17 protein-coding genes are annotated in these 22,120 nt (G+C 36.7%); 6 read left to right on the plus strand and 11 right to left on the minus strand.

The window, feature by feature from the left end; genetic code table 11:
• Positions 1-38: 38 nt before the first annotated feature.
• Positions 39-770 carry an NACHT domain-containing protein gene (locus tag MTX11_RS11660; protein WP_243475166.1) on the minus strand — a complete coding sequence of 244 codons (732 nt, stop codon included), beginning with the start codon at positions 768-770 and terminating at the stop codon, positions 39-41.
• A gap of 109 nt (positions 771-879) precedes the next feature.
• Here MTX11_RS11660 and MTX11_RS11665 point away from each other — a divergent pair, with 109 nt between their 5' ends.
• Positions 880-1,815 (plus strand): hypothetical protein, encoded by a 936-nt coding sequence (locus MTX11_RS11665; RefSeq protein WP_243475167.1) that lies wholly within the window; start codon positions 880-882, stop codon positions 1,813-1,815.
• 25 nt (positions 1,816-1,840) lie between these two features.
• Here the strand turns inward: MTX11_RS11665 and MTX11_RS11670 are convergent, their stop codons facing one another.
• From MTX11_RS11670 to MTX11_RS11690, 5 genes are all read right to left on the minus strand, one after another.
• On the minus strand, positions 1,841-3,799 hold the full coding sequence (locus MTX11_RS11670; RefSeq protein WP_243475168.1) for a TniQ family protein: 1,959 nt from the start codon (positions 3,797-3,799) through the stop codon (positions 1,841-1,843).
• A 2-nt stretch (positions 3,800-3,801) separates the two neighbouring features.
• Entirely contained in the window at positions 3,802-4,752 is a 951-nt protein-coding gene (locus tag MTX11_RS11675; protein ID WP_243475169.1) for a TniB family NTP-binding protein, read from the minus strand.
• The gene (locus MTX11_RS11680; protein ID WP_243475170.1) at positions 4,739-6,619 is read right to left on the minus strand and encodes a Mu transposase C-terminal domain-containing protein; all 1,881 of its coding nucleotides are present in this window, start codon (positions 6,617-6,619) and stop codon (positions 4,739-4,741) included. The genes MTX11_RS11675 and MTX11_RS11680 overlap by 14 nt, the downstream gene beginning before the upstream one ends.
• Positions 6,620-6,623: 4 nt before the next feature.
• Positions 6,624-7,325 carry a Tn7 transposase TnsA N-terminal domain-containing protein gene (locus MTX11_RS11685; RefSeq protein WP_243475171.1) on the minus strand — a complete coding sequence of 234 codons (702 nt, stop codon included), beginning with the start codon at positions 7,323-7,325 and terminating at the stop codon, positions 6,624-6,626.
• 238 nt (positions 7,326-7,563) lie between these two features.
• Entirely contained in the window at positions 7,564-7,830 is a 267-nt protein-coding gene (locus MTX11_RS11690) for a hypothetical protein (RefSeq protein ID WP_243475172.1), read from the minus strand.
• Between the two features lie 145 nt (positions 7,831-7,975).
• On the opposite strand from MTX11_RS11690, the gene MTX11_RS11695 reads away from it, so the two are divergent.
• Positions 7,976-8,833 carry a hypothetical protein gene (locus tag MTX11_RS11695; protein ID WP_243475173.1) on the plus strand — a complete coding sequence of 286 codons (858 nt, stop codon included), beginning with the start codon at positions 7,976-7,978 and terminating at the stop codon, positions 8,831-8,833.
• Positions 8,834-8,891: 58 nt separating this feature from the next.
• Here MTX11_RS11695 and MTX11_RS11700 read toward each other — a convergent pair whose 3' ends face one another.
• On the minus strand, positions 8,892-9,134 hold the full coding sequence (locus tag MTX11_RS11700; protein ID WP_243475174.1) for a transposase: 243 nt from the start codon (positions 9,132-9,134) through the stop codon (positions 8,892-8,894).
• Between the two features lie 118 nt (positions 9,135-9,252).
• On the opposite strand from MTX11_RS11700, the gene MTX11_RS11705 reads away from it, so the two are divergent.
• Positions 9,253-9,474 carry a helix-turn-helix domain-containing protein gene (locus MTX11_RS11705; protein ID WP_243475175.1) on the plus strand — a complete coding sequence of 74 codons (222 nt, stop codon included), beginning with the start codon at positions 9,253-9,255 and terminating at the stop codon, positions 9,472-9,474.
• Positions 9,475-9,633: 159 nt separating this feature from the next.
• Complete coding sequence (locus MTX11_RS11710; RefSeq protein ID WP_243475176.1) at positions 9,634-13,443, plus strand: DUF4365 domain-containing protein; 3,810 nt, start codon at positions 9,634-9,636, stop codon at positions 13,441-13,443.
• A gap of 116 nt (positions 13,444-13,559) precedes the next feature.
• Here the strand turns inward: MTX11_RS11710 and MTX11_RS11715 are convergent, their stop codons facing one another.
• The 3 genes from MTX11_RS11715 to MTX11_RS11720 all read right to left on the minus strand — a co-directional run bounded on the left by MTX11_RS11715 (position 13,560) and on the right by MTX11_RS11720 (position 18,462).
• Positions 13,560-14,843 (minus strand): ribonucleotide-diphosphate reductase subunit beta, encoded by a 1,284-nt coding sequence (locus MTX11_RS11715; RefSeq protein WP_004645882.1) that lies wholly within the window; start codon positions 14,841-14,843, stop codon positions 13,560-13,562.
• Between the two features lie 141 nt (positions 14,844-14,984).
• The gene (locus MTX11_RS16615; protein ID WP_004645881.1) at positions 14,985-15,113 is read right to left on the minus strand and encodes a hypothetical protein; all 129 of its coding nucleotides are present in this window, start codon (positions 15,111-15,113) and stop codon (positions 14,985-14,987) included.
• A gap of 511 nt (positions 15,114-15,624) precedes the next feature.
• Positions 15,625-18,462 (minus strand): ribonucleoside-diphosphate reductase subunit alpha, encoded by a 2,838-nt coding sequence (locus tag MTX11_RS11720; RefSeq protein ID WP_243475177.1) that lies wholly within the window; start codon positions 18,460-18,462, stop codon positions 15,625-15,627.
• A gap of 567 nt (positions 18,463-19,029) precedes the next feature.
• On the opposite strand from MTX11_RS11720, the gene bfmR reads away from it, so the two are divergent.
• Both bfmR and bfmS read left to right on the plus strand, forming a co-directional pair.
• Positions 19,030-19,746: a response regulator transcription factor BfmR gene (gene bfmR / locus MTX11_RS11725; protein WP_004280782.1), complete on the plus strand. Its 717-nt coding sequence runs from the start codon at positions 19,030-19,032 to the stop codon at positions 19,744-19,746.
• A gap of 42 nt (positions 19,747-19,788) precedes the next feature.
• A complete protein-coding gene (gene bfmS, locus MTX11_RS11730; protein ID WP_005104083.1) occupies positions 19,789-21,462 on the plus strand; it encodes a sensor histidine kinase BfmS in 1,674 nt (557 codons plus the stop codon).
• 67 nt (positions 21,463-21,529) lie between these two features.
• Here the strand turns inward: bfmS and MTX11_RS11735 are convergent, their stop codons facing one another.
• A complete protein-coding gene (locus tag MTX11_RS11735; protein ID WP_180180503.1) occupies positions 21,530-21,886 on the minus strand; it encodes a hypothetical protein in 357 nt (118 codons plus the stop codon).
• Positions 21,887-22,120: the final 234 nt, after the last annotated feature.

Genomic DNA, 22,120 nt, shown 5'->3' on the forward strand with positions numbered 1-22,120 from the left:
TATATTGATGTTTATAACATCATTTGGGGAGCAAAATATCACTTATAAGTGTTGTTCAAATTTCCTGATCCACCTCTTGCTGCATCAAGTGAGACTTCGCTTGGCAATTGTGCTTCAGATTTAGATTCCGAATGTTCTGCTCTTAAAATTTCTATAGCTTGTTCAAATAATTGGGTTAAAGATTCAGGTAGTTGTCCCTGAATTGCAACTTTAGCAATTAAACTAAGAGTTTGAGGATTTCCTAGCAAATCATCCAGATTCTTAGCTGTAAAGTGAGTAATAATTTCTTGAGCTCTTTGGGTGCTAAAGTTTTGTTCAAGAAATATAGCCATATCATTTTGAGCAAAAGGATTTAAATGAAGTTCTAAAGGTGATTCTGAATATTGTTCTCTTATAGCTTGTATGCCTGTAGCACTTTTCCAATCTGCTGCACGGCAAGCTAGAATAAATTTTGGATATCCTAAAAATTCAAGCTTTTGCAATACTCCATCTACGGCATCACCATCATTTTTTGAATTTACCTCATCGAGTGAATCAATAACTAATATGCTATTTTTACCAAGAAGAGGGCGGGGGTCAGCACGATTTAGTAATTGACGTGCAGTACAATATGCGTAATTTTCTAAGTTTCCTAGCCATTCTAAAAGGCTAGATTTTCCCATTCCCGCTTCACCTAAAATAACCAATGAATTAGTTATTTCAAGTATTTCATGTTGACTAATTTTTTTTTGAGTATCATCAAATTGATACCACAGAGTTCTCGGGATCATGATCTAAATTTAATAAATATTGTATAGTTAATAGACTTCTCATAATCTTAGCATGAATAGTTTGTTGATTAAAAAATTGATCTGAAAGGAAAATACAAATGGAGAATAAGTGAATTTTACTCTTTTTTTGTTGCAGAAAATTAAGCTACTTGTCGATAATAGTGGGTTTATTGCTAAATTTACTATAGGTGCTGGTATATGTCTTATCCTTTTATATTTTTGGCATATTGATTACTTTCCTACGGACTTATCATTAGGCGATGGCCTTTTATTTTTCTTAATTACTATAAAATTTTTATTTGTCTATGCATTCTTTTTGGGCGCACATTATGCACTAGGAAGTATTTTTATTTTTTTTATAAAAGTTGTTCGAAGTTTCTTCAAATTTATATTTTCCTTTAGGTCCTGGAGTTTTATTAATTTAAGAAAATTTTTCTTGAAGAACTTTTATTTTAATAAGATTTTAGATACAACAGGAAAAAGTATCTTTAAGTTTTTACTTTATTCTTTCGGTTTTGTTTTTGTTTTTGCTTTTTACAATGAAAAATCAATAAACTTATTGATAATGGTATTTTTAAGTATTCTTTTGAAAATATTTATTGATAAATTTATAGATGATTGGAAAGAGAATAATACAAACTTAAAAGAGGATGAAAATAGCAATAAAAATATAAAGCTTTTGATGATGATGCTTTATATTTTAATTGTCCCTAGCTCTGTATATATTTTTTATGCGGAAAAAACGAAGAATATTTTTATTAATATTGCACTAGGCTCTGTAAGGGAAGATGAAAAAAATAGCTTAATCTATATTAAAACAGGATTTAAAGACTTTTTTCCAGAATCAAAAATTGGGCAAAAAAAAGGTGAATATATTGAAATAAAAGGGGGTGAAATCCTTTTAAAAGGAGTTGGCAAGAATGCTTTAATTCAATATATAACTACAACCAAAGACCGAAATGGAAATGAAGTTAAAATAAAAGTTAAAGTTGAAGTTCCTAATGAGGCTCTATTAATTATAAGAAGATCCCAACATACGAACTAGATGGGATCTGAAGAACATCATCAAATTACTGTATTACAAACTTTAAAACTTCATTTTTATTGAAAAGTCTTACTTTTTTATCTGTTTTTCCAAAATAATGAGGCTTTATGAGACCCTGCTTTTGTAAGTTAGTGACATGGGAGTGGCGCATACCTAAAAGAGAGCTTGCCTCAGCACCAGTAATGAATTCTTCTTTTAAATCTAAAACTTCAGTAAGCTCATTTTTATAAATAAGCTTCCAATAGACTAAATCTTTAATGTCTAAGAAGCCTGTATCGACCCAATATTTTTTCATCCAATTTATAGGGCAGTTCAATCGCTTTGCAGCATCTAAGTAAGAAATAAACTCATCACTTAATAATTTATTCTTAAGATTTAATAAGGAGCAAGCTTCAATTTGAACAGATATAGGACTGTTCTCTTTTTTTCTAAGAATCCCTTTTTGAACAAGTACCGCAACTTTATTCGGGCTAATTCCTAAAAGTGCAGATGCATCTTTTAACGAGTAATAATCCACATTGGTGGTTATCGATTCTAACGTATCTTTTCGCCTACCTGTTCGTGTTGGATAGTGTTGAATCATGTCTAAATTTTTTAAATTTATATCTTGAACATCTGTCTTTAAAAAAATATTAATTGGTGTCGAATCAATATGAGGTCCATGAACGGGCGAAATACCTATTGATGCTAATTTTTCTACAAGATTCGTAGGATTTGCATTGATCTGTTTCGCTAAAAGTGCGATCAGCATATATTTTCTATCGAATTCATGAAGTTTTTTCTTTGAATATTTTTTTGGATCGGCTTTATCTAGATAGCTTTCTGCTGAGTTGAACCAACCCATATTTGCTAGTTTTCTAGCAGTTTCATAATTGATTTTTAAAATTTCAGAAACCTGTTTTAGATCAATGTGGTCATTACTAATTGCTATTGCATCTATTGTATCGAATGCGGGTTTATCCTCGTTATTGAGGCCCATAATAAAGCGCTCAATATCTATACTCGAGATACTTCCATGATAAAGCTCTTTCTTCCCCAAATTTAAATAGTCGTTTTCAATCAATTTCTCAAGTTCAAAACGAGAAACCTTCAAAATATACTTTATCTCATGATTTCTCAGTTTTCTAGCAATACTATTTTCACTAATTTTGTATTCATTAGCATTTTGTTCAACGATTTTGATGTGCTTCTTGAAAAAAATCTCATATTTTAAAAACGGTATTAACTGTACCCTAGGATGTGAGTAATTGATTCTAGAATTAATAAGAGCACTGAGTTTTAGTGCTGAAATTTCAGGATTATGAAAATATTCATAGACAGAAAGGAAAACTTTCAAATCAGTATTAGATCCATCGAACTTAAAGAATTCATTAAAAGCATTCCAGCAAGCTGCAAACTGTTTGAATAATTTATTGGAGTTGAAATTTAGAACGTCTATAAACCAATATACAGTTTCTATTGTTTTTGCTTCCTTAAGTGGAGCTTTATCTAATTCAAAACCACAACTAGCACAGTTTTCAACACCAGCTTTTGATGTAATTGGATTCTCGCAATTGGGACAAGAATCAATTAAAAAGCAAGAATGTATCGGACATGCATAGATAGGTTTTAGCATCCATAATTTTCTTAGATACGTCTTTTCACAAAGGCATAGAGGGCAGTAACGTATATTGTTTAATTCTAGCAACTCATGGGGGATTTCAATTGCTCCTAGTGTTCTTGGAGATCTACTCGTTGGCTTTGATCTTTTAAAAGCTAAAAGTGAGTAATCACTATCTATATTTAAAGCACTTAAAACTAAGCTAAAGCGAGCTTCATCTGCAAGATGATAATTTAGTGATGCTTTAAGGATGGATTGATAGTTTTCTTTCCCTACTAAATTAGAGATTGAACTATGTGCATTAAGTTTAGCGGTTCTTAGTAGGAAGCTGATTGGCGATTCATCTTCGTAAGGAATAGCTTGTATTAAAAGAGTATTTTGCATAATTATATTTGTTTCATGAATGATATGATTTGAGAAATATTCATTTCGAAAGGATTTTTACTTTGTTTACTAATGTATAGCGTGATACCTAGTTTCCAGGCATAACTGAAGTCATTAGAGTTAATGACTTGCCGACCATCGTTTAAAGCATGCGCAATACTTTCTCTAATTAGGCTCATGATGTATGAGTGATAGCCTTTCGTAGCTAATTGAATTTGCATGCCTACAAGTTGGCTATCTAGTGCTGGCATGAAGGAGATATTTTGCCTATTGAGAGTTCTTGAAACCTCGGCAAGAAATGCAAACATACTCCCACCGTGTGATGGATCAACAGTTAATGGGTTTAGCTGGTAGATGAATGGAAATCTACGTGCAATTTGGCTATCAATTTGAAGTAGTGGTACGAACTCTGGTAAACCAACTAAACAAAAACTGATCCCAGTTCTATTCACTAAAGTTTTAATCCAATTCCCTGTAGTCCGATTCATTCTTGTAGACGTAGGTTTACGCTCAAATAAATGATGGAACTCATCTAAAAATATGAGCTTAGTTTCACATTGAGCTAATAAATGAATGAGCCTACTGGTTAGGTATTCAGTCGTACCATATCCATTTTCACAAGTAAGATCTCCCAGTTCTTTGAGCATCATTATGGCTAATGACTTCACGGTGGCAGGTGAGGGTACTTCGACATAGCATACTGGGATAATGAATTTTTTATGATCCTTTTCTGTTTTTTCGGAACGTGGCATCAAGCTTAAAATTGCTTTGCACAAGGTTGTTTTTCCTAATCCTCCCTCTGCCAGTAGCATGCTTCCAACTGGTTCACTAAAGGAAATACTTCTTTGGACACAATCTTGTATACCCGTGAAAGCTGCCATAAATTCAGTTGAAGTAATGACAATATTGTTAATAGATCGGATTTTTTCAAATCGATTGTCAAATTTTTCCATGTTTAAATACCTCCAAAGAACCAAACTGATCAATTGGAGTAGCTGTATTTATAGTAGAAACAGGTTGTTCAGAAATATCCTTTTCTTTCGAAAAAAGTTGTTCTTCAACTCTTTTTAGTTGCGTGGGAAGTTCTAAACTAAGCGGCTTTAATCTCGGTTTATGTTTCACGAGATTACTTTGTATCTCGTGCATAAGTTTATACAGGTGATATAAATCCGACATTGGGCCAATCCTCTGTTTGTCGGATCGAGATTGGGCTTTCTTTAGTTTTTGAACTTCAAGGTGGGTTACTCGTGACAAGTCAAATGTATAGTCTTGATTAGTTGAATCTGCTTGAATAACGACATCTTTATTATTTGGATCTATAACATAAACTTCATTTAAATTTAAATCATCTATAAGCACGGTAACGGTCTTTATGCCTTGCGCTTGTAGAGTTGTTAGCGCATGAGAAAAATAACTAATACCATCTACTCGGACTTGACCGTGATTAATGCTTCTTTCAATAGGCCTGCGACATAAAATTTTTGAATCTATATCTGTGAGAACACTGGGCTGAATATCTTCGATTGCATCTTGCCACATAATAATAGGAGAGCGACCAGTCGTATGATGAATAGATTTGTGATAAACATCATGGATCCAGGTATCTATATATTGTTTCAATTGTTCTAGAGTCAGTTGAGCAATTTTATTGGACTTATAATTCCCTCTATCTATCGGATTTGAAAAAGTTGTGCCAGGCAGCTTTTGAAGAATCCCATGTGTCAGCGTACTAAAAAAACGTTCAATATGAGGTTTATTATTTGGTGTACCGACTTGAGATGGAGTTAAAGTAATTTTCAGCTGTTCGCACACTCGAGCAAGTGAATTATTTTTAAACTCAATTCCATTATCAGGAATGATAATACTGGGAATTCCTCCTGGTAATTTTTGATTCGGGCGAGTAACCATATTCTTAATGGTTTCTAAAGTAGTTGCAGCACTAGGGGGATACATATTGATATATGTACCTACAATTGCTCTTGAATAAACGTCAATTGCACAAGCAAGAAATGGTCTTCCTAAAGCAACCTTATTCTTTGGGTCGACTATAATAATATCGAGATAGTGTGTATCGATTTCGACCATATAAAGAGCAAAAGGGCTAATAATACTTTTGCCGGCAGCTTGAAACTTTTTCTTTGCTATTCGGGATCCTTTCTTTATTTTTAATTCAATATAAGGGTCCAATTTTTTGATATGCCGTTGGATACTCCTCAGTGTGGGTAACTGTTCTAATGGGATGCCTTGCTCCATGAAACGACCAAGCATATAGGCTTGTACGTCTTTACCAGTTCTATATTCGGGCTTCAAATAGACGTCATTAATTGCTTGATTCAGAATTTGGTAGACTTCAGGTGGGAATCTTAAATGATGATTGCCTATATATTTATCTTGTAAACACAGCTTGTTCTGCGAAAAACTTTTATATTTAGTAAGCCATCTTGCGACAGTACGGCAGGAAGGAGGATGAGGATCTTTAATCTCAGTGGAGATCTGCTCTATTAATTTTGATAAATGTTGAGGGCTCGTCGGAGATTTTAGAAATTGAAGAGCGCTAATGACATAACGCTCTTTACGATGTATTTCTGAATTGTGTTTGGGGTTGATCATCAGCTTATCAGGTGCAAAGACGCATAAGATTTCACCTTTTTTGTAGCGATTTTCAAACTCATTCGGGGTAATTGAAAATGTTTTTCCACCAGCAATTGCTGCATATCGTATAGCGTTATAGGTTACAGAGCCGATTTCAAAAATATAGTCAGGATGTTCTTTAAAATAAAAACGAAAACCTGGCTGTGGAATAAAAAGAGAGTTATTCATGTTATTAGATCTCTCTGCTTTTTTGTTTATCTGAGTTAATAGTAATTTTTTGATGAAAAAATAAATAATCAGCTAGTTCTGGTTTGAGGCCAATTGATTCAAGTGTTCTGTAGACTTGAGTTGAGTTATCAAACTCTTTGAGCGTTAATTGCTCTAATGCGTAATTAATTTCAAAATTATTCCAGTTGAATCGATGCCCTCTTTGATACCAATAAAGTAGCTGAGATATCTCTGATTCATTGGGTAAATCAGTGTGATCGATTAGCTTAAAAGTAATATCAATGGAGTGTAGTAGGTCAGAAAGTATTGCAAAGCGGTTTAATTCATCTATTGATAATGATGCTATAGATGGTTTGACTTCGTGAACTTCATAATTACCTTTTTTGGTTTGAATCAAAAAATCTGGAAAATAATACTGTTCATTGATCAGTAAAATTTTTAATGCTTGTGAGCGATAATTTAAGATATTTGGATCCTTTTCTAAGGAGACTGCATGAGCAAGTTCAAGCCGGCTTTCTAATGGTATTGATCCACAACACTTTTTACTCGGGAAGAGAGAGGTTCGACGACCGAATGCTCCTTGATAGATTTTGCGTTTCCCATGAAGTGTAGCTGCTACATTTGCTGTTGATTCAAAGGCAATCCTGATTTGTTCTAGGATGTTTGTTTGAATATCGGTTTTTGAAAATACTGCTTGATAGGGCATATCTGTTCATCCAGAAGTAATCCTATTCTCAATAAATTTTTGAGAATGAGTTAATCTGTACTATTGCGATCGAATAGCACTTACTTGACTGGTGACGATATAGAGAAGATACTTGGGTTCTCAGGTCTTTATATTCTTCTATATAAAGTCACGAACGGATCCTTTTAGGGTCCGTTTTTTATTAATTTTTTTCTAACTTTTCATAATCACTCCAGGGTTGTTTCTGAGTATTGAGAATTTAGTGGTTGTCTTGAGAATCTAAAATAGAATTTCTTTGATTTGCTAGCCATGTAGCAACATCCTTTACTAAAGCATATTTGCCACGACGATTTAGGATACTAAAAACAGGAACTGGTACTGTTTTACGTGTTAAAGCTTGTCTAAAAGCTTCTGTGGATTTGTAGCCTAACGCGATTCGTAATACATCATCTGTCATTAGTGGGCCGTAACGGTCGAATAGTTCTTTTTCTATTGTTGCTGCATCAACTATGAGGTGAATTTCCATTGAGTTCCTGGTAGTAACCTGTCTCACCAAAAGCTTATACTTACGTTTGAAAGTGTACAAGTTGAATAAATTGCCAAAATTTTTCCGAAAATATTTTTTAAATAGTTGATATTTTTTAATTTATTTAAATTTCATGGATTGTGTTTTGAAAAACGAAAATATTAGAAAAGTTAGAATTAATAAAAGGGATGTAATTGATCAACTGCGGGTTGCCTTGTGGTATTCACACATACAGCTTGGTTTAGATACAGATATACCATCTCATATAGCAAGAATAATTGAGCCTGATAAAATTAGAGTAGTGGATGGGTATATTGCTGATAACGATAGGAAATGGAGGAATTATAAGAATGGTTCAAATGTTCCTAGCCCAAAACTTACAGATAAAGCAGAAGCAATCGTACAAGGTAGCTCATTGATAATTAATCATGTGCTTTGGCAAGCTATGAAAAATTCAATAAGTTTAGATTTACTTTTAAAAGAGAGTATTGGAAAACTGTCGTGGGAAGTTCAACGAATACTTTATAAATCCAATAAATATGATTGTGATAGGAAGTTAGTTGAGAATTTATCGCCTAAAAAACTGATACAGCTGGAACGATTGGCCAGCTTAGACGCTTTAGCTGCACTTGTTATTTTTATACGTTTAGGTATCAGGGAAAGTAAGAGCGTTATCGATACCAGTCGAGCAATTTATCGAACCTTACTTATTGTTTGTTCTAGAAAGCCGTATTCACATTTTAGTGAAAGTTTAATTTTATTGATGAATTCGTATGTGTTTTCTTTAGCGGACGCTAAGGAATCAATATTAGGCGATAGCTTCAAAGAAGATTTTTTAATGGATCTACAAATATTAAAGACTCAATTTTCAAAGACGGATAATGGAAAATTGAGTGATAATACTTGGAAAGAAAACGTTAGGATCTCATCCGATTTTCTGGGGAAGGTAAGGTTTCATAATCTCGTTGAAGAATCGACTATCATGACAGTAAATGCTATCTAAAATACTTGGAATGTAAATTATCTTTGTAATAGACATCCTAGATTTAGATAAGAGCATCTTACATTTCTAGGCGCTTAGATAATCTTTCTTCAGCATACATTTGTTTGAGAACTAAATTTTCTTGTTCCAATTTATCTAAGCGAATCAGAATTTGCTCATTGATATCTATATAACTTGCTTTCCAGCGATAGAAAGTTGCGATACTGATTTTGTACTCTTCGCAAATTTGTTCGACAGTTGCACCTGCTAAATTCTTTTTAATAATAGCGTTGATTTTAGCTACAGAAAATTTTTGCTTCACAGTGAATTCCTAAACTATCGTTCAATGATCATCCAAAAGAAAAATTTCAGTAAACGGATAGGGTTAAATTAAAAATATCCTATTTTGGGATATTTTTAATTGTAACTGATATTGAGCCATGCGCTCAATACATGATCCCAGGTATCAAGACCTAATTAAGAAACTTATAGAACTGCGTGAGTCAAAAAATGTGACTCAGGTTGAGCTTGCACGTCGTTTGAATAAGCCTCAATCTTATGTTTCCAAAGTTGAAATCTTAGAAAGACGACTTGATGTAATTGAATTAATAGATTGGTTGCAAATTTTAGAAGTAGAATTAAATAATTTTCTCAATCACTAAAATAAAATTCTTTGTGTCATAAATTTTATTGAGGCTTTATGAACTTTATAAATAAGAAGAACTTTTACTATTGGGACTACTTGACGATAAATTGAGTTTTTGTTTTTGATATTATTCTATTAATTAAATATTTAAATAGTTGGAATAGGGCTCCAAAATATGGAAAATTTACCAAAAGAGGGGCGTAGTCAAGAAATAGGTCGTTTGGCTACAAGAGCGTTAGGGATTAAATTGCCTAAATCCTGGATTGAGACACCATTAGCTGGTGACACAGATTTCGGTATTGATTATACAATTCAACTAAAATCTAATGAAAACTACGTGAAATATAGTTTTTACTTACAATTAAAAGGCACTACGGTTCCATCGTACAGCACTGATAAGACTTTTATTTCATATGATTTTAATGTATCGACTCTAAATAATTATCGTCAACAAGAACCTTTAGTAATGGTTGCTGTGGTTGATTTGAGTGAAAATGAAGAAGATCTACCAAATTGCCCAATTTATTATTTTTGGTTAGAAGATGAATGGTTTTCAACAAATGAATATAAGTTAAAAAATCAAAGTACTATTACTATTAGAATTCCTGTGAATAATGTTTTACATACTTCTTTAGATATTTATGAATATTATTCAAATAGAATTTCAGAAAAATTTGCAGTTACAGAATTAAAAAAGACGATTCAGATTCCAAATAAAACTTCAGTAGAAAGCATTGAGCTATTCACAAACGCTATAGTTGAAAAACCATTGATATTGAAAAGTATTGAAAAGCAAAGTGAAGCTCCATGGATTGATAATCCTAAAGGGGAAGTATCAACAGATTTGAAAAATTGCTCAGATTGTTTATCAAATAATCGTATAAATGATGCGAAAGAAATCTTAAATAAGTTAGCTCTTAAAAAAGATCTATTTAGTACACATGAATTAGCAGAATTTTATTACCAAAAAGGAAGTATATTATCTTGTGAAGGCTTTTTTGACGATGCCGAAAGTTACTTTGAATTAGCATACAAGCAAAATTTGAAGAATCGTTATCGTCTTGCCTACTTAGAGTCTAAATTTAAACTGGATTCTATACCTTCACATGTTGAACTTGAAAAGCTTATTGGAGTTTTACATGAATATGATTTCCAAGAATGCTCACTAAAAGCTAAATCACTTGCAGTTTTAGGTAGATCCCAAGAAGCACTTCTAATACTTAGAGAAAATCATCCTAATGAAATCATGATTCAAATGATCGTTTGTACTATTGGTGAATTGTATGATGATCTCGATAAATTAATTGAGCAAAATATTACTTATGAATTTGATGAGGAAAGAAGAAAATATATTTTTAACTCATTAGCAGCTCGAAGATATTTTCATAAATCTACAAATCAAATAGGGGTTCATGGGGAGGTTCTCCCTTTCCATGGTCATCCTGATTACGATGTTGAAGGGATGAAATTATCTTTTAATTTTATGCAAAAAGCATGGAGTTCTGCAAGAAAATTAGGTTATCCAAGTGATGTAACAATGCTAATAGATATTAGCTGCTTAGTTTATGGATACTTTAATAATTTTTCAGAATTATGTTCTTATCTAGAGGAAATTTTGGTCGAAAGACCTAATCATTTAGAAGTTATACGACCTTATATTCGTATTCTATTTAACTCTAAAGAGTATAAAAAAGTAATAGACTTACTGGATAAATTAGAAAATTTAGATCCTAACGAATGTGAAATAAAGATTCTTTCATATTACCATCTTGGAAAATCAAAAAAATGTTTAGATTTAATACAAGAGTATGAACATATTTTGTTGAGTTCTTTGAGAGAGATTACACCCGCAATTTTCTGTATTGGGATTGAAATAGCTCAAGCAACTTTTCAAAAGAATTTAGTTGAAAAGTTTGAAAATATCGTTGGGACTTTAGAAAATGGTGAAGCTTTTATTGCTATTCAGAAGTTTGTTTCAGAATCAAATTTTGATAAAACTCAAGGTAAGGAGTTTGCCCAAGATTTATATCAAACTTATTTGAAACTTGGTAAGCCATTCGTAATTGCAGAACAATTATTGCCGTACTTAGATCCTAAACATGAACTAACTGCAAACCAAATAATTGAACTCGCTGGACATGTTTTAAGTGTAAGAGAACTTAGTAAAAGTAGATATTTAGATTTAGCTCAGGCTTTTTTTACCACAGAGCGCTGGTTAGAAGCTGAAAAGTTAGCAGAGAAAAATATAGCTAAAGGTATAGCTATTTCTAAGTGGAAATTAGTACAAGCTGCAGCTCTGCAAAATCAGGGTAAAGTTGGGATCGCTTATAAGACTATTGAAGATGTTATAAAATCAAAAGATATAGGCAGAGAAGAACAAGAATTCTTTATCTCCTTATCTCTTTCACTTGGTTTAATTGATAATGTGGTTGATTTTCTTGAAGAAAACTTAACAAATTCAACTAATACTCAAAATATAATTTTTACTATTAGACGCCTTATAGCTGTTTATATCAATAGACCGGAATATGAGTCAAAGCTTAAGACTGCAATTTTAAAATACGGAGCGTTAATAGACTTAACTAACTGCGAACAAGAAGGTGATTATTTGCAACTATGTATGTTGTATGCTCCTTTTGAAAGTGATGAAGAAATTAAGAATTATCAAGAAAGATGTAATAAATATTTTGATACCTTTCCTAATTCAACAGTTCTAAGAAGAGCAAAGGTAGATGATGAGGGGGGAGTTGAGTCTTTATTAACCGCGTTAAGGCAATTAACTGGAGTTACTCCAGAGCAAGAAAAACTTTGGGAAAGTAATAAACAAAAGTTAAGAAATAGGGAACTTCCTATACCATTTTTCATGCGTGGAAAATTTTTACAGAATACACGAGATGTTTATACCACATGGATATTATCAAAATGTTCTAAAAATGAAGAGCTGGAGTTTAGAATCATACATGCTCCTCAAATGGAAAAAGGTAAGTTCATCGAGTTGATTGAGACTTCTGATATTATTTTATTTGAGGAAACTTTATTATTGATACTAAATGATTTAAATCTGCTAGATGAGTTATTAAAAGTATTGCCAAAATTTTCTATTATTGACTCAGTATTTAAAAGGATAAATCTCACTACTCATGAGTCAATGTCAATTAATAATCAGATATCTGGTAATATCTTAAAAGCAATCCAAAATAATATTGATAAATTAAATTTGATTGATGATTATAAAAGTAATAATTTTCAATATGTTGATGCTTTTAAAGGTAAAGATGGAGTTTTATTGACTGATGATTTGTATGTTACTCAGTTGGTAGAGCAAGAAAATAAAGATATTTCATTTGGTAATATTTTTAATATTTTGGAACTTCTTTATGTTAAAGATATTTTAAGTGAAGATGAATTTTATAAAAAAATAGTAGATAGCTTTTCTCTTGGTATTGTTGATATAAAATTGGGGTCGGATTTACTTGGTAGCACTATTAACTATTATTTAGGGGCACCAGGAGTAGTAAATTATGAAAATACTCATTTTAAATTAATTTTTGATAATTTGATTACCCAAAATACTGATTTTATGTCTAAACAAAAGCTATTTTTAGATATGTTTAATTGTGTGGATATACATAATTTATCATCTGATGTTTTGTTGAGCCTCATTAGTAAATTATTGGAATTTCATCCTTTAGTTGATCCACAAAAAGTTGTAGACACTTGGTTTATTTATTGTGGGTTGAGGAGAGAAATAATAAAAGATATAGATACTTCGATAAGTATCGTACACGAAGTTTTATGGTTTAAATATAAAGACGTTATGGAAAAGTTGAACTCATCAATTTATTCTTCTAAAGTATTATTAGATAATATAATTAGAATAATTAAAAGCTTAGATAGAAATGTTAGCATATTAGCTTTTGATAATTTAACTTCGTGTTTTTCTCCAGACTCAAGTGAATATAAATATTTGGAAACTATAATTTAGAGTTTGTCAAAAAAATAGAGCCATTAAGGCTCTATTTTTTGACAAACAATGCGTCGTTCTTTGACAAACAATGTGTCGTAATTGACAAACAATGTGTCGCGTGACGGTAAAAAACCTTACCAGCTTAACGCACCGCCAGTTTGGTAATCTGTTACACGCGTCTCGAAGAAATTCTTCTCTTTACGCAAGTCCATCATTTCTGACATCCACTGGAACGGGTTGTTCACACCAGCAAACTGTTCAGGCAAGCCTAACTGCGCCAGACGACGGTTAGCAATGAACTTCAGGTATTCTTCCATCATGCCCGCATTCATGCCAAGTACGCCGCGTGGCATCGTGTCACGTGCGTATTCGATTTCCAGCATGGTGCCTTCAAGAATCATCTGAATGATTTCTTCTTGGAATTCAGTGGTCCATAAACCTGGGTTTTCGATCTTGATCTGGTTGATCATGTCGATACCAAAGTTCAGGTGCATCGACTCGTCACGCAGGATGTACTGGAACTGCTCGGCAACACCATTCATCTTGTTACGACGGCCCATAGACAGGATCTGGCTGAAACCACAGTAGAAGAAAATACCTTCAAGAACACAGTAGAACGCGATCAGGTTGCGAAGCAGGATCTGGTCATTTTCAGGTGTGCCGGTTTTGAATGTAGGATCACTTAAAGACTGAGTATATTTCAGGCCCCACGCAGCTTTACGTGCAACTGACGGTACTTCACGGTACATGTTGAAGACTTCGCCTTCATCCATACCTAGCGACTCGATACAGTACTGGTAAGCGTGTGTGTGAATCGCTTCTTCAAACGCTTGACGCAAGATGTACTGACGGCATTCAGGGTTGGTAATATGACGGTAAATCGCCAGTACCAGATTGTTTGCAACCAGTGAATCGGCAGTCGAGAAGAAACCAAGTGAACGCATCACAATGGTACGTTCATCTTCAGTCAAGCCATTTTCAGACTTCCACAACGCAATGTCGTGGTTCATGTTCACTTCTTGTGGCATCCAGTGGTTTGCACATCCGTCCAGATACTTCTGCCAAGCCCATTCGTATTTGAATGGAACAAGCTGGTTCAAGTCTGCACGACAGTTGATCATCGCCTTGTCATCAACCTGAACGCGTTGCGCACCCATTTCAAGCTCTTCCAGACCCGGTGCAACATCAAGCTGCTCTAGGGAAGCAGATGCTCTTGCCAGCGAATCGGTTGGATTTGATCCTCGGTTTTGAGTGGCTCTAAGGGGTTGTGCAGCTGCCACATCCGGCGATGCGTTGCCTGCATCAGATACCATCTGTGAATTAGTCGCTTTTTGCGGCTCGACGGGCGCAGGCTGCTGTTCAGGTGCAGCCGGTTTTTGCGAATCATCTTCGAAATCGTCCCAACTTAGGATAGACATATCAATTCTCTCTACGTTGCTTTATATCTTTTATGAGACATTCAGCTTGGCTGAGATGTCTTACTATACGCTTAATTTGTGTAAGCAAAATTAAGTTTTGTTGATGAATGCTCTAGTTTTATACAGGAGCAATAATCCCCACTACTTATTTTGCTTACGCTGCTGGCGAACTTTGAACCAGAAGTAAGCAATGGGTAAATAAAAGGTAATACCAAAGGAAATCAGCAATGCCGCAAGTCCTAACATGTAGTTATGAGTCATATGAGGCATTGAGGTTTCCTTTTATTTAAATTGAGAGGCTTTTCAACCTCTCATTGTGTTACCAAAAACTTAATTGATTTGGGTAACTGCGACAGTGTGCACAAACATTTTCCCACCGATTAAATCGGTATCTAACATAAGCGCGAACACTAACGCCTTGAGGATAAGTACAATTACTCATCGGTCAGCTCCTAATTACAAAATGGAGCTTTCAGAGGAGTGACTCACACTCTAAATTTTGCTAAAGTAGTCAGCGTTAAGTCCGCTAAAATTTAACACAGATTACCTTTGTTACTTTCTAGAGTGTTGCTAAACCTCTGAAAGCTTGGGTTTTCAAATCAATGGTCTGTCACTTGTGATAGGCCATTTTTTATTGCTTAAAATTTATAAAACTCTTATGTCCGCACCTCCTTTTTTAATTTCATTCAGTTTGGAATCCCCCCTAAATCCCCCTTTAAAAAGGGGGACTTTCTCCCTCCTTTATTAAAGGAGGGTCGGGGAGGATTTAAAACCTGTCAGATTACTGACAAGCTTCACAATCAGGGTTGTCAATTGAACATGCCATTGGCACTGGAGCCGCTTGCGCAAAACCTTCTTCCTCTGCAGGAGCTTCAGGTTTTTGCGCTTCAACCACCGGAGCTGCTGCTACAGCAGGAGCCGCAACAGTTGCAGGTTTAACTGCATTCAATGCGCCAGTGTTAATGGTTGATTTCTCAGCAGAAGTCGCACCCAATGCACGAAGGTAATAAGTCGTTTTAAGGCCACGTAACCAGGCCATCTTGTAGGTGATGTCCAGTTTCTTACCGTTTGCACCAGCGATGTAAAGGTTCAGAGACTGCGCCTGGTCGATCCATTTTTGACGACGTGATGCAGCATCCACGATCCAGCGAGTTTCAACTTCAAACGCAGTCGCGAAGATCGCTTTAAGCTCTTCAGGAATACGGGAAATCTTCTGAACAGAACCTTCGAAGTGTTTCAGGTCATTGACCATTACCGCATCCCAAAGACCACGTTCTTTCAACGCACGTACCAGGTATGGGTTAATCACGGTGAATTCACCAGACAAGTTAGATTTCACATATAAGTTCTGGAATGTAGGCTCAATAGATTGAGACACGCCACAAATGTTTGAAATCGTAGCAGTCGGAGCAATTGCCATCACATTCGAGTTACGCATACCGTCTTTTTGAACTTTGGCACGTAAAGTATCCCAGTCCAGACGTTGAGTGCGGTCGACTTCGAACATGCGTTCTGGACGAGTTTTCGCAACCAGATCAAGCGAGTCGATTGGCAGGATACCTTGATCCCACAATGAACCTTTGAATGTTTCGTATGTACCACGTTCAACAGCCAAATCGCTAGATGTTGAAATCGCGTAGTACGAAATCACTTCCATCGATTCATCAGCAAACTCAACCGCAGCATCAGAACCATAAGCCAGGTTCATCTCATACAGTGCATCCTGGAAGCCCATGATACCCATACCAACCGGACGGTGTTTCAGGTTCGAGTTACGTGCTTGCGGAACAGCGTAGTAGTTGATGTCAATCACGTTATCGAGCATACGAACGGCTGTTTTAACCGTACGTGCCAGTTTTTCGCGATCAAGAACACCATCTTGAACATGTTGTACCAGGTTAATCGAACCCAGGTTACATACCGCGATTTCTTCTTTGCTGGTGTTCAGCGTAATTTCTGTACATAAGTTAGAAGAGTGAACTACACCTACGTGTTGTTGTGGTGAACGCAGGTTACATACGTCTTTGAATGTGATCCACGGGTGACCAGTTTCAAACAGCATAGACAGCATTTTGCGCCACAAATCTTTTGCACGGATTTTCTTGTGCAACATGTTTGTTTCTTTGGCAATCGCTTCGTAGTGCGCATAACGCTCAGCGAATTCTGCACCGGTCAAATCATGCAGATCAGGCGTTTCAGAAGGCGTGAATAAAGTCCATTCTGCATCTTCGAATACACGTTGCATGAACAGGTCAGGAACCCAGTTCGCAGTGTTCATGTCATGGGTACGACGACGGTCATCACCAGTGTTCTTACGCAGTTCAAGGAATTCTTCGATGTCGAGGTGCCAAGTTTCTAAGTATGCACAAACTGCACCTTTACGCTTGCCGCCCTGGTTCACCGCAACAGCTGTATCGTTCGCCACTTTCAGGAACGGAACAACACCTTGCGACTTACCATTTGTACCTTTGATGTATGAGTTCAAGGCACGAACTGGCGTCCAGTCATTACCTAAACCGCCTGCCCATTTAGACAGCATTGCGTTATCACGCATTGCGCCATAAATGTCATACAGGTCATCATCAATGGTTGTTAAGTAGCAGCTAGACAATTGTGGACGAAGCGTACCTGAGTTAAACAGGGTAGGCGTCGAAGCCATGTAGTCGAAGCTAGATAATAAGTTATAGAACTCGATTGCACGGTCTTCACGGTTTTCTTCATTGAGCGACAAGCCCATAGAAACACGCATAAAGAACAATTGCGGAAGTTCAAAACGTACGCCATCTGAATGGATGAAGTAACGGTCAAATAATGTTTGCAGACCTAGGTAAGTAAACTGGTTAGAGCGTTCCGGTTGAATCGCAGCAGCCAGTTTCGCCAGGTCAAAGTTCAACAATTCTGGAGAAAGAAGCTCAAGCTCAATCCCTTTTTTTAGGTAAGTTTCCAGCGCATCGCCTTCAACTGTATCTACAGGTAGACCCAGGAATTTCAAACCAGTCGCAACCAGGTCATCACGCAACAAACGTGCAGTCACATACGTATAGTTAGGTTCTTGCTCGATACGGGTACGGGTCGCCATCATCATCGTGGTCGAGATGTCAGACTCTTTTACGCCGTTGTACAAGTTTTTCACAGTCTCATCGACAATGGCTTGTACATCAATGCCTTCAAGGCCTTCTGCTGCTTTAGTAACATGCGCAGTTAAAGCACTTAAATCTAGTGGCTTGAGCTTGCCTTCAGCATCGGTAATTTGCAGGGTCGGGTGATGATGTGCACCTAACTGTTTACGTGCTTCAGAACGTTGTTCACGGTAAATGACATAAGAGCGTGCAACTTTCTGTTCGCCCGTACGCATTAGCGCAAGTTCAACTTGGTCTTGAATTTCTTCAATATGAATCGTTCCGCCAGAAGGTAAACGACGTTTAAAGGTATTTAATACCATTTCCGTCAGTTGCTCGATACGATCATGGATCCGGCTCGAGTCAGCGCTTTGTTGGCCTTCAACCGCCAAAAACGCTTTACCAATTGCGACAGAAATTTTTTCTGCATCAAAAGCGGCAACATCACCGGTGCGTTTAATCACCTGAAGTTGACCAGGAGTTGAAGTGATTACGCTCATGTTAGCATAGCTCCGTTGTCATCTATTTTTATGTTTATAGACCGTTTGAACTGGGCAAAATTCATGCCACAGTGTTTGAGGAATAAACACAAGACCTAGTGGTTTTAAAATTAATTGAACACAAGATACGGGAAAATTTAGGGTAGATCAATATTGACATTTAGCTAAATATTTTTCTTAAGTTGTGCTTTAATCCTTGTAAAAATATCGCTATTTTTATTGATTTTTGTATAAGCCTTATCAGGCAAGGCATAGCATAACAAAGTCAAAAGAAAGTGCTTATAGATAACACTGTGGATAACTAAAAAGTGCTGAATCAAGCAGTCATATTTTGTCCATGTAATAGTTGTGTAAATCGCAAATCAGATCTAAGCCACTGTTTCAAGCATAATTGTCCAAAAAATGCACGATAAAATATTACAAAATGCTATCTTGATGTATCAGTTTGGTGAACGCTATCTTGTTTACAATGTAAACGTGTGTATATTGCAAGCATATTAAAAACGTATCTATTGGATTTCAAAAGGATACGCCTATAGCGTAGATCCACCAAATAAGGGGCAATACATGAGCCAAGAAGAAAAGTTACCCAAGATTTTAATTGTTGAAGATGACGAGCGTCTTGCTCGTTTAACGCAAGAATACCTCATCCGTAACGGACTTGAGGTGGGGGTAGAGCCGGATGGTAACCGTGCCATTCGTCGGATTATTGCCGAGCAGCCAGATATGGTGGTGCTGGATGTAATGTTACCAGGTGCTGATGGCTTGACCATTTGCCGTGAAGTGCGTCCACATTATCATCAGCCGATTTTGATGTTGACTGCGCGTACTGAAGACATGGATCAGGTTTTAGGTCTGGAAATGGGTGCAGATGACTATGTCGCTAAGCCTGTTCAGCCGCGTGTATTGCTGGCACGTATTCGTGCATTGTTGCGTCGTACGGACAAGGTGCCTGAAGATGAAGTGGCACAGCGCATCGAATTTGATGATCTGGTCATCGATAATGGCGGCCGTTCAGTGACCTTAAATGGCGATCTGGTTGATTTTACCAGCGCAGAATATGACCTGTTATGGTTGCTTGCATCGAATGCTGGCCGTATTCTCTCTCGCGAAGATATTTTCGAGCGTTTACGTGGTATCGAATATGATGGCCAAGATCGTTCAATCGATGTGCGTATTTCTCGTATCCGTCCAAAAATCGGTGACGATCCAGAAAATCCGAAGCGTATTAAAACAGTACGTAGTAAGGGTTATCTTTTTGTTAAAGAGACCAATGGTCTTTAAGCAAATGTGGTTTGTTGCTTGAACAAGCAGGATAAATTATAGGTGTTTAAACACAGTATATTTTTGCGTATATACGCAGGACTCGTCATTCTTGTCGTCTTGGTGGCGGTGTTCGGCTATTTGTTGGTACAGATTATCAACTATCAGCGTGCGCAAGAATATCGCGAATCCCTGACTGATGGTATGGCATATATCATCAGTGAGGGGGTTGCACGCCAGCCAAATCTCCAGCAAAAAATGGATTGGGTTTCTGATGCCTCCGATTTGCTGGAATTGCCCATTCACTATGTAGAAGCCAGCAAGGTCGACATTACCCGTGCTGAAGGGCGCCGTATTGCCGAACGAAAAGCGGTGGTGCGTTGGGACGCTGAATCGGGTATTGCCTATATTGTAGTTGGGCTGCGTGATGACCCGGGTCATTACCTTTATATTAAGGCCGACAGCATTACTGAGCGCCAGATGAAGGCCTTACCAGTCTTTATCCTGGATTATCTGGTCTACTATCCAGGTCAGGAAAAAGAATACCTGGCTCGTATTCAGGATTATTTTTCTTATCCGGTTTCCATCGAAAACGTCCAGAATCTACCTTTAGACTCCGAGCAAATCGGACGTCTGCGTCTGGACCATAGCATCATTTTATACCGCGATAATGCCTCTATTCGTGGCACCACGATTTCAATTATTTCACCGATTCCTGGTTCGACTTCGCAAGTATTGGTCATGGGGCCGGTACCCTTGTTTAACTGGATGCCATTCCAGTTGGCGACCGGTATTACCTTATTAAGCCTTTTTGTGTTGAGTCTGGGTGTTTATGGTCTTCTGGTTCCGATGCAGCGTAAGTTGCGTGAAGTCAGCTATGCCTTAAACAAAATGAAATCGGGTAATATGTCATTGCGTCTTCCTGTGGAAGGCAGTGACGAGATGTCTACACTGGCGTCTAGCTATAATAATATGTCAGATCATATCCAGCGTTTGATCGAAGCGCAGCGTGAGTTGATGCGTGCGGTGTCGCATGAGTTGCGTACACCGGTGGCACGAATCCGCTTTGGTGTGGAAATGATGGCGGATGAAGATGACTACGATTATCGTCTGCAACAGGTGGAACAGATTGATAAAGATATTGAAGCGCTGAATACCTTGATTGATGAGATCATGACCTATGCCAAACTGGAACAGGGCATGCCGTCGATTGAGTTTGAGCAAATCGATCTGTATGACGTACTGAATCAGGTGGCACAAGAAACTGAAGCGCTGAAAACCCAGAAAATCATCGAATTACATCCAATGCCTGTTGCGGTCACAGTAGAGGCGGAGCGTCGTTATCTGCATCGTGTAATTCAGAATCTGGTCGGCAATGCTGTACGTTATTGCGATAATAAAATCTTGATTAGCGGCGGTCTGGATCAGGATGGTCAGGCCTATGTTTGCGTTGAAGATGACGGGCCGGGGATTCCAGAAATAGATCGTGCCCGCATTTTTGAAGCCTTTGCCCGACTGGATGATAGCCGTACCCGTGCGTCGGGTGGTTATGGTTTAGGTTTGTCGATTGTCAGCCGGATTGCGTACTGGTTTGGTGGCACGATTCAGGTGGATCAAAGTCCGACGCTGGGTGGTGCGCGTTTTACCATGACCTGGCCGGCACAACGTTATGTCAAGAAGAGTAAGCGCAAAATGCTGGAAAAAAAGCCAGAGGAAGCGAGTGATCATTTAGCTTGATATTGTGTAAATGATTTTGGTCATAAAAAAACGATGCATCAGCATCGTTTTTTTATTGGAAGAGATTTTATTCCTGAATGGTCGCATCAGGTTCAATGAGTGATTTGCCCTCTTTTAAGCTTTGTAGCGCTTCAGGGTTAAAGTCGATCAACAGTTTGGTGTTTTTCGCATCGACATTATAGCGCTGAATCAGTTTCTGGTCGCCTGATAAGGTTTCGACTTTATATTCGTCAGCGATATTCATAATGCCATCCAGATTGATGCTGGAGGAGGCATGATCTTCTTGAAAAAGTGCATGGATGTCACGTAAGTCAAAAGCTGCCTGGTTTATATTAGGATTTTTCTGGATGTAATTTTCTATATGGCGAACCAGTAATTGAGCAAATAAAAAATAATTAGGTCGATGGGAAAAGCGTAGAGACATGCAAGGACTCCTTATTGTTACTTTATTAATGTCATGATGTGGTTTAGAAATAGAAATAACATATTCTGAATCAGTCCGTTGAGCATGTTGCAAAAAGACACAATTGCCAATCCAAGATTACCAAGTAGCTGCAGGGGGTAAAGCAACAGTTAGATGTAAAAAATCACATTAAATATCAAGTTAAATCAAATAGTTTGAAAGAAAAAATAGTTGTTAAAATAAGTTTTTATCCGA

The organism is Acinetobacter lwoffii, from assembly GCF_022809915.1.
Lineage (GTDB): Bacteria > Pseudomonadota > Gammaproteobacteria > Pseudomonadales > Moraxellaceae > Acinetobacter > Acinetobacter lwoffii_M.

What these genes read in the sequence shown, in the direction of transcription:
- MTX11_RS11670 (WP_243475168.1), bottom strand. Translation starts at nt 3,799, where the DNA reads ATGCAAAATACTCTTTTAATACAAGCTATTCCTTACGAAGATGAATCG.
- MTX11_RS11735 (WP_180180503.1), bottom strand. Translation starts at nt 21,886, where the DNA reads ATGTCTCTACGCTTTTCCCATCGACCTAATTATTTTTTATTTGCTCAA.
- MTX11_RS11690 (WP_243475172.1), bottom strand. Translation starts at nt 7,830, where the DNA reads ATGGAAATTCACCTCATAGTTGATGCAGCAACAATAGAAAAAGAACTA.
- MTX11_RS11660 (WP_243475166.1), bottom strand. Translation starts at nt 770, where the DNA reads ATGATCCCGAGAACTCTGTGGTATCAATTTGATGATACTCAAAAAAAA.
- MTX11_RS16615 (WP_004645881.1), bottom strand. Translation starts at nt 15,113, where the DNA reads ATGCCTCATATGACTCATAACTACATGTTAGGACTTGCGGCATTGCTG.
- bfmR (WP_004280782.1), top strand. Translation starts at nt 19,030, where the DNA reads ATGAGCCAAGAAGAAAAGTTACCCAAGATTTTAATTGTTGAAGATGAC.
- MTX11_RS11680 (WP_243475170.1), bottom strand. Translation starts at nt 6,619, where the DNA reads ATGAATAACTCTCTTTTTATTCCACAGCCAGGTTTTCGTTTTTATTTT.
- MTX11_RS11675 (WP_243475169.1), bottom strand. Translation starts at nt 4,752, where the DNA reads ATGGAAAAATTTGACAATCGATTTGAAAAAATCCGATCTATTAACAAT.
- MTX11_RS11710 (WP_243475176.1), top strand. Translation starts at nt 9,634, where the DNA reads ATGGAAAATTTACCAAAAGAGGGGCGTAGTCAAGAAATAGGTCGTTTG.
- MTX11_RS11720 (WP_243475177.1), bottom strand. Translation starts at nt 18,462, where the DNA reads ATGAGCGTAATCACTTCAACTCCTGGTCAACTTCAGGTGATTAAACGC.
- MTX11_RS11705 (WP_243475175.1), top strand. Translation starts at nt 9,253, where the DNA reads ATGCGCTCAATACATGATCCCAGGTATCAAGACCTAATTAAGAAACTT.
- MTX11_RS11685 (WP_243475171.1), bottom strand. Translation starts at nt 7,325, where the DNA reads ATGCCCTATCAAGCAGTATTTTCAAAAACCGATATTCAAACAAACATC.
- MTX11_RS11715 (WP_004645882.1), bottom strand. Translation starts at nt 14,843, where the DNA reads ATGTCTATCCTAAGTTGGGACGATTTCGAAGATGATTCGCAAAAACCG.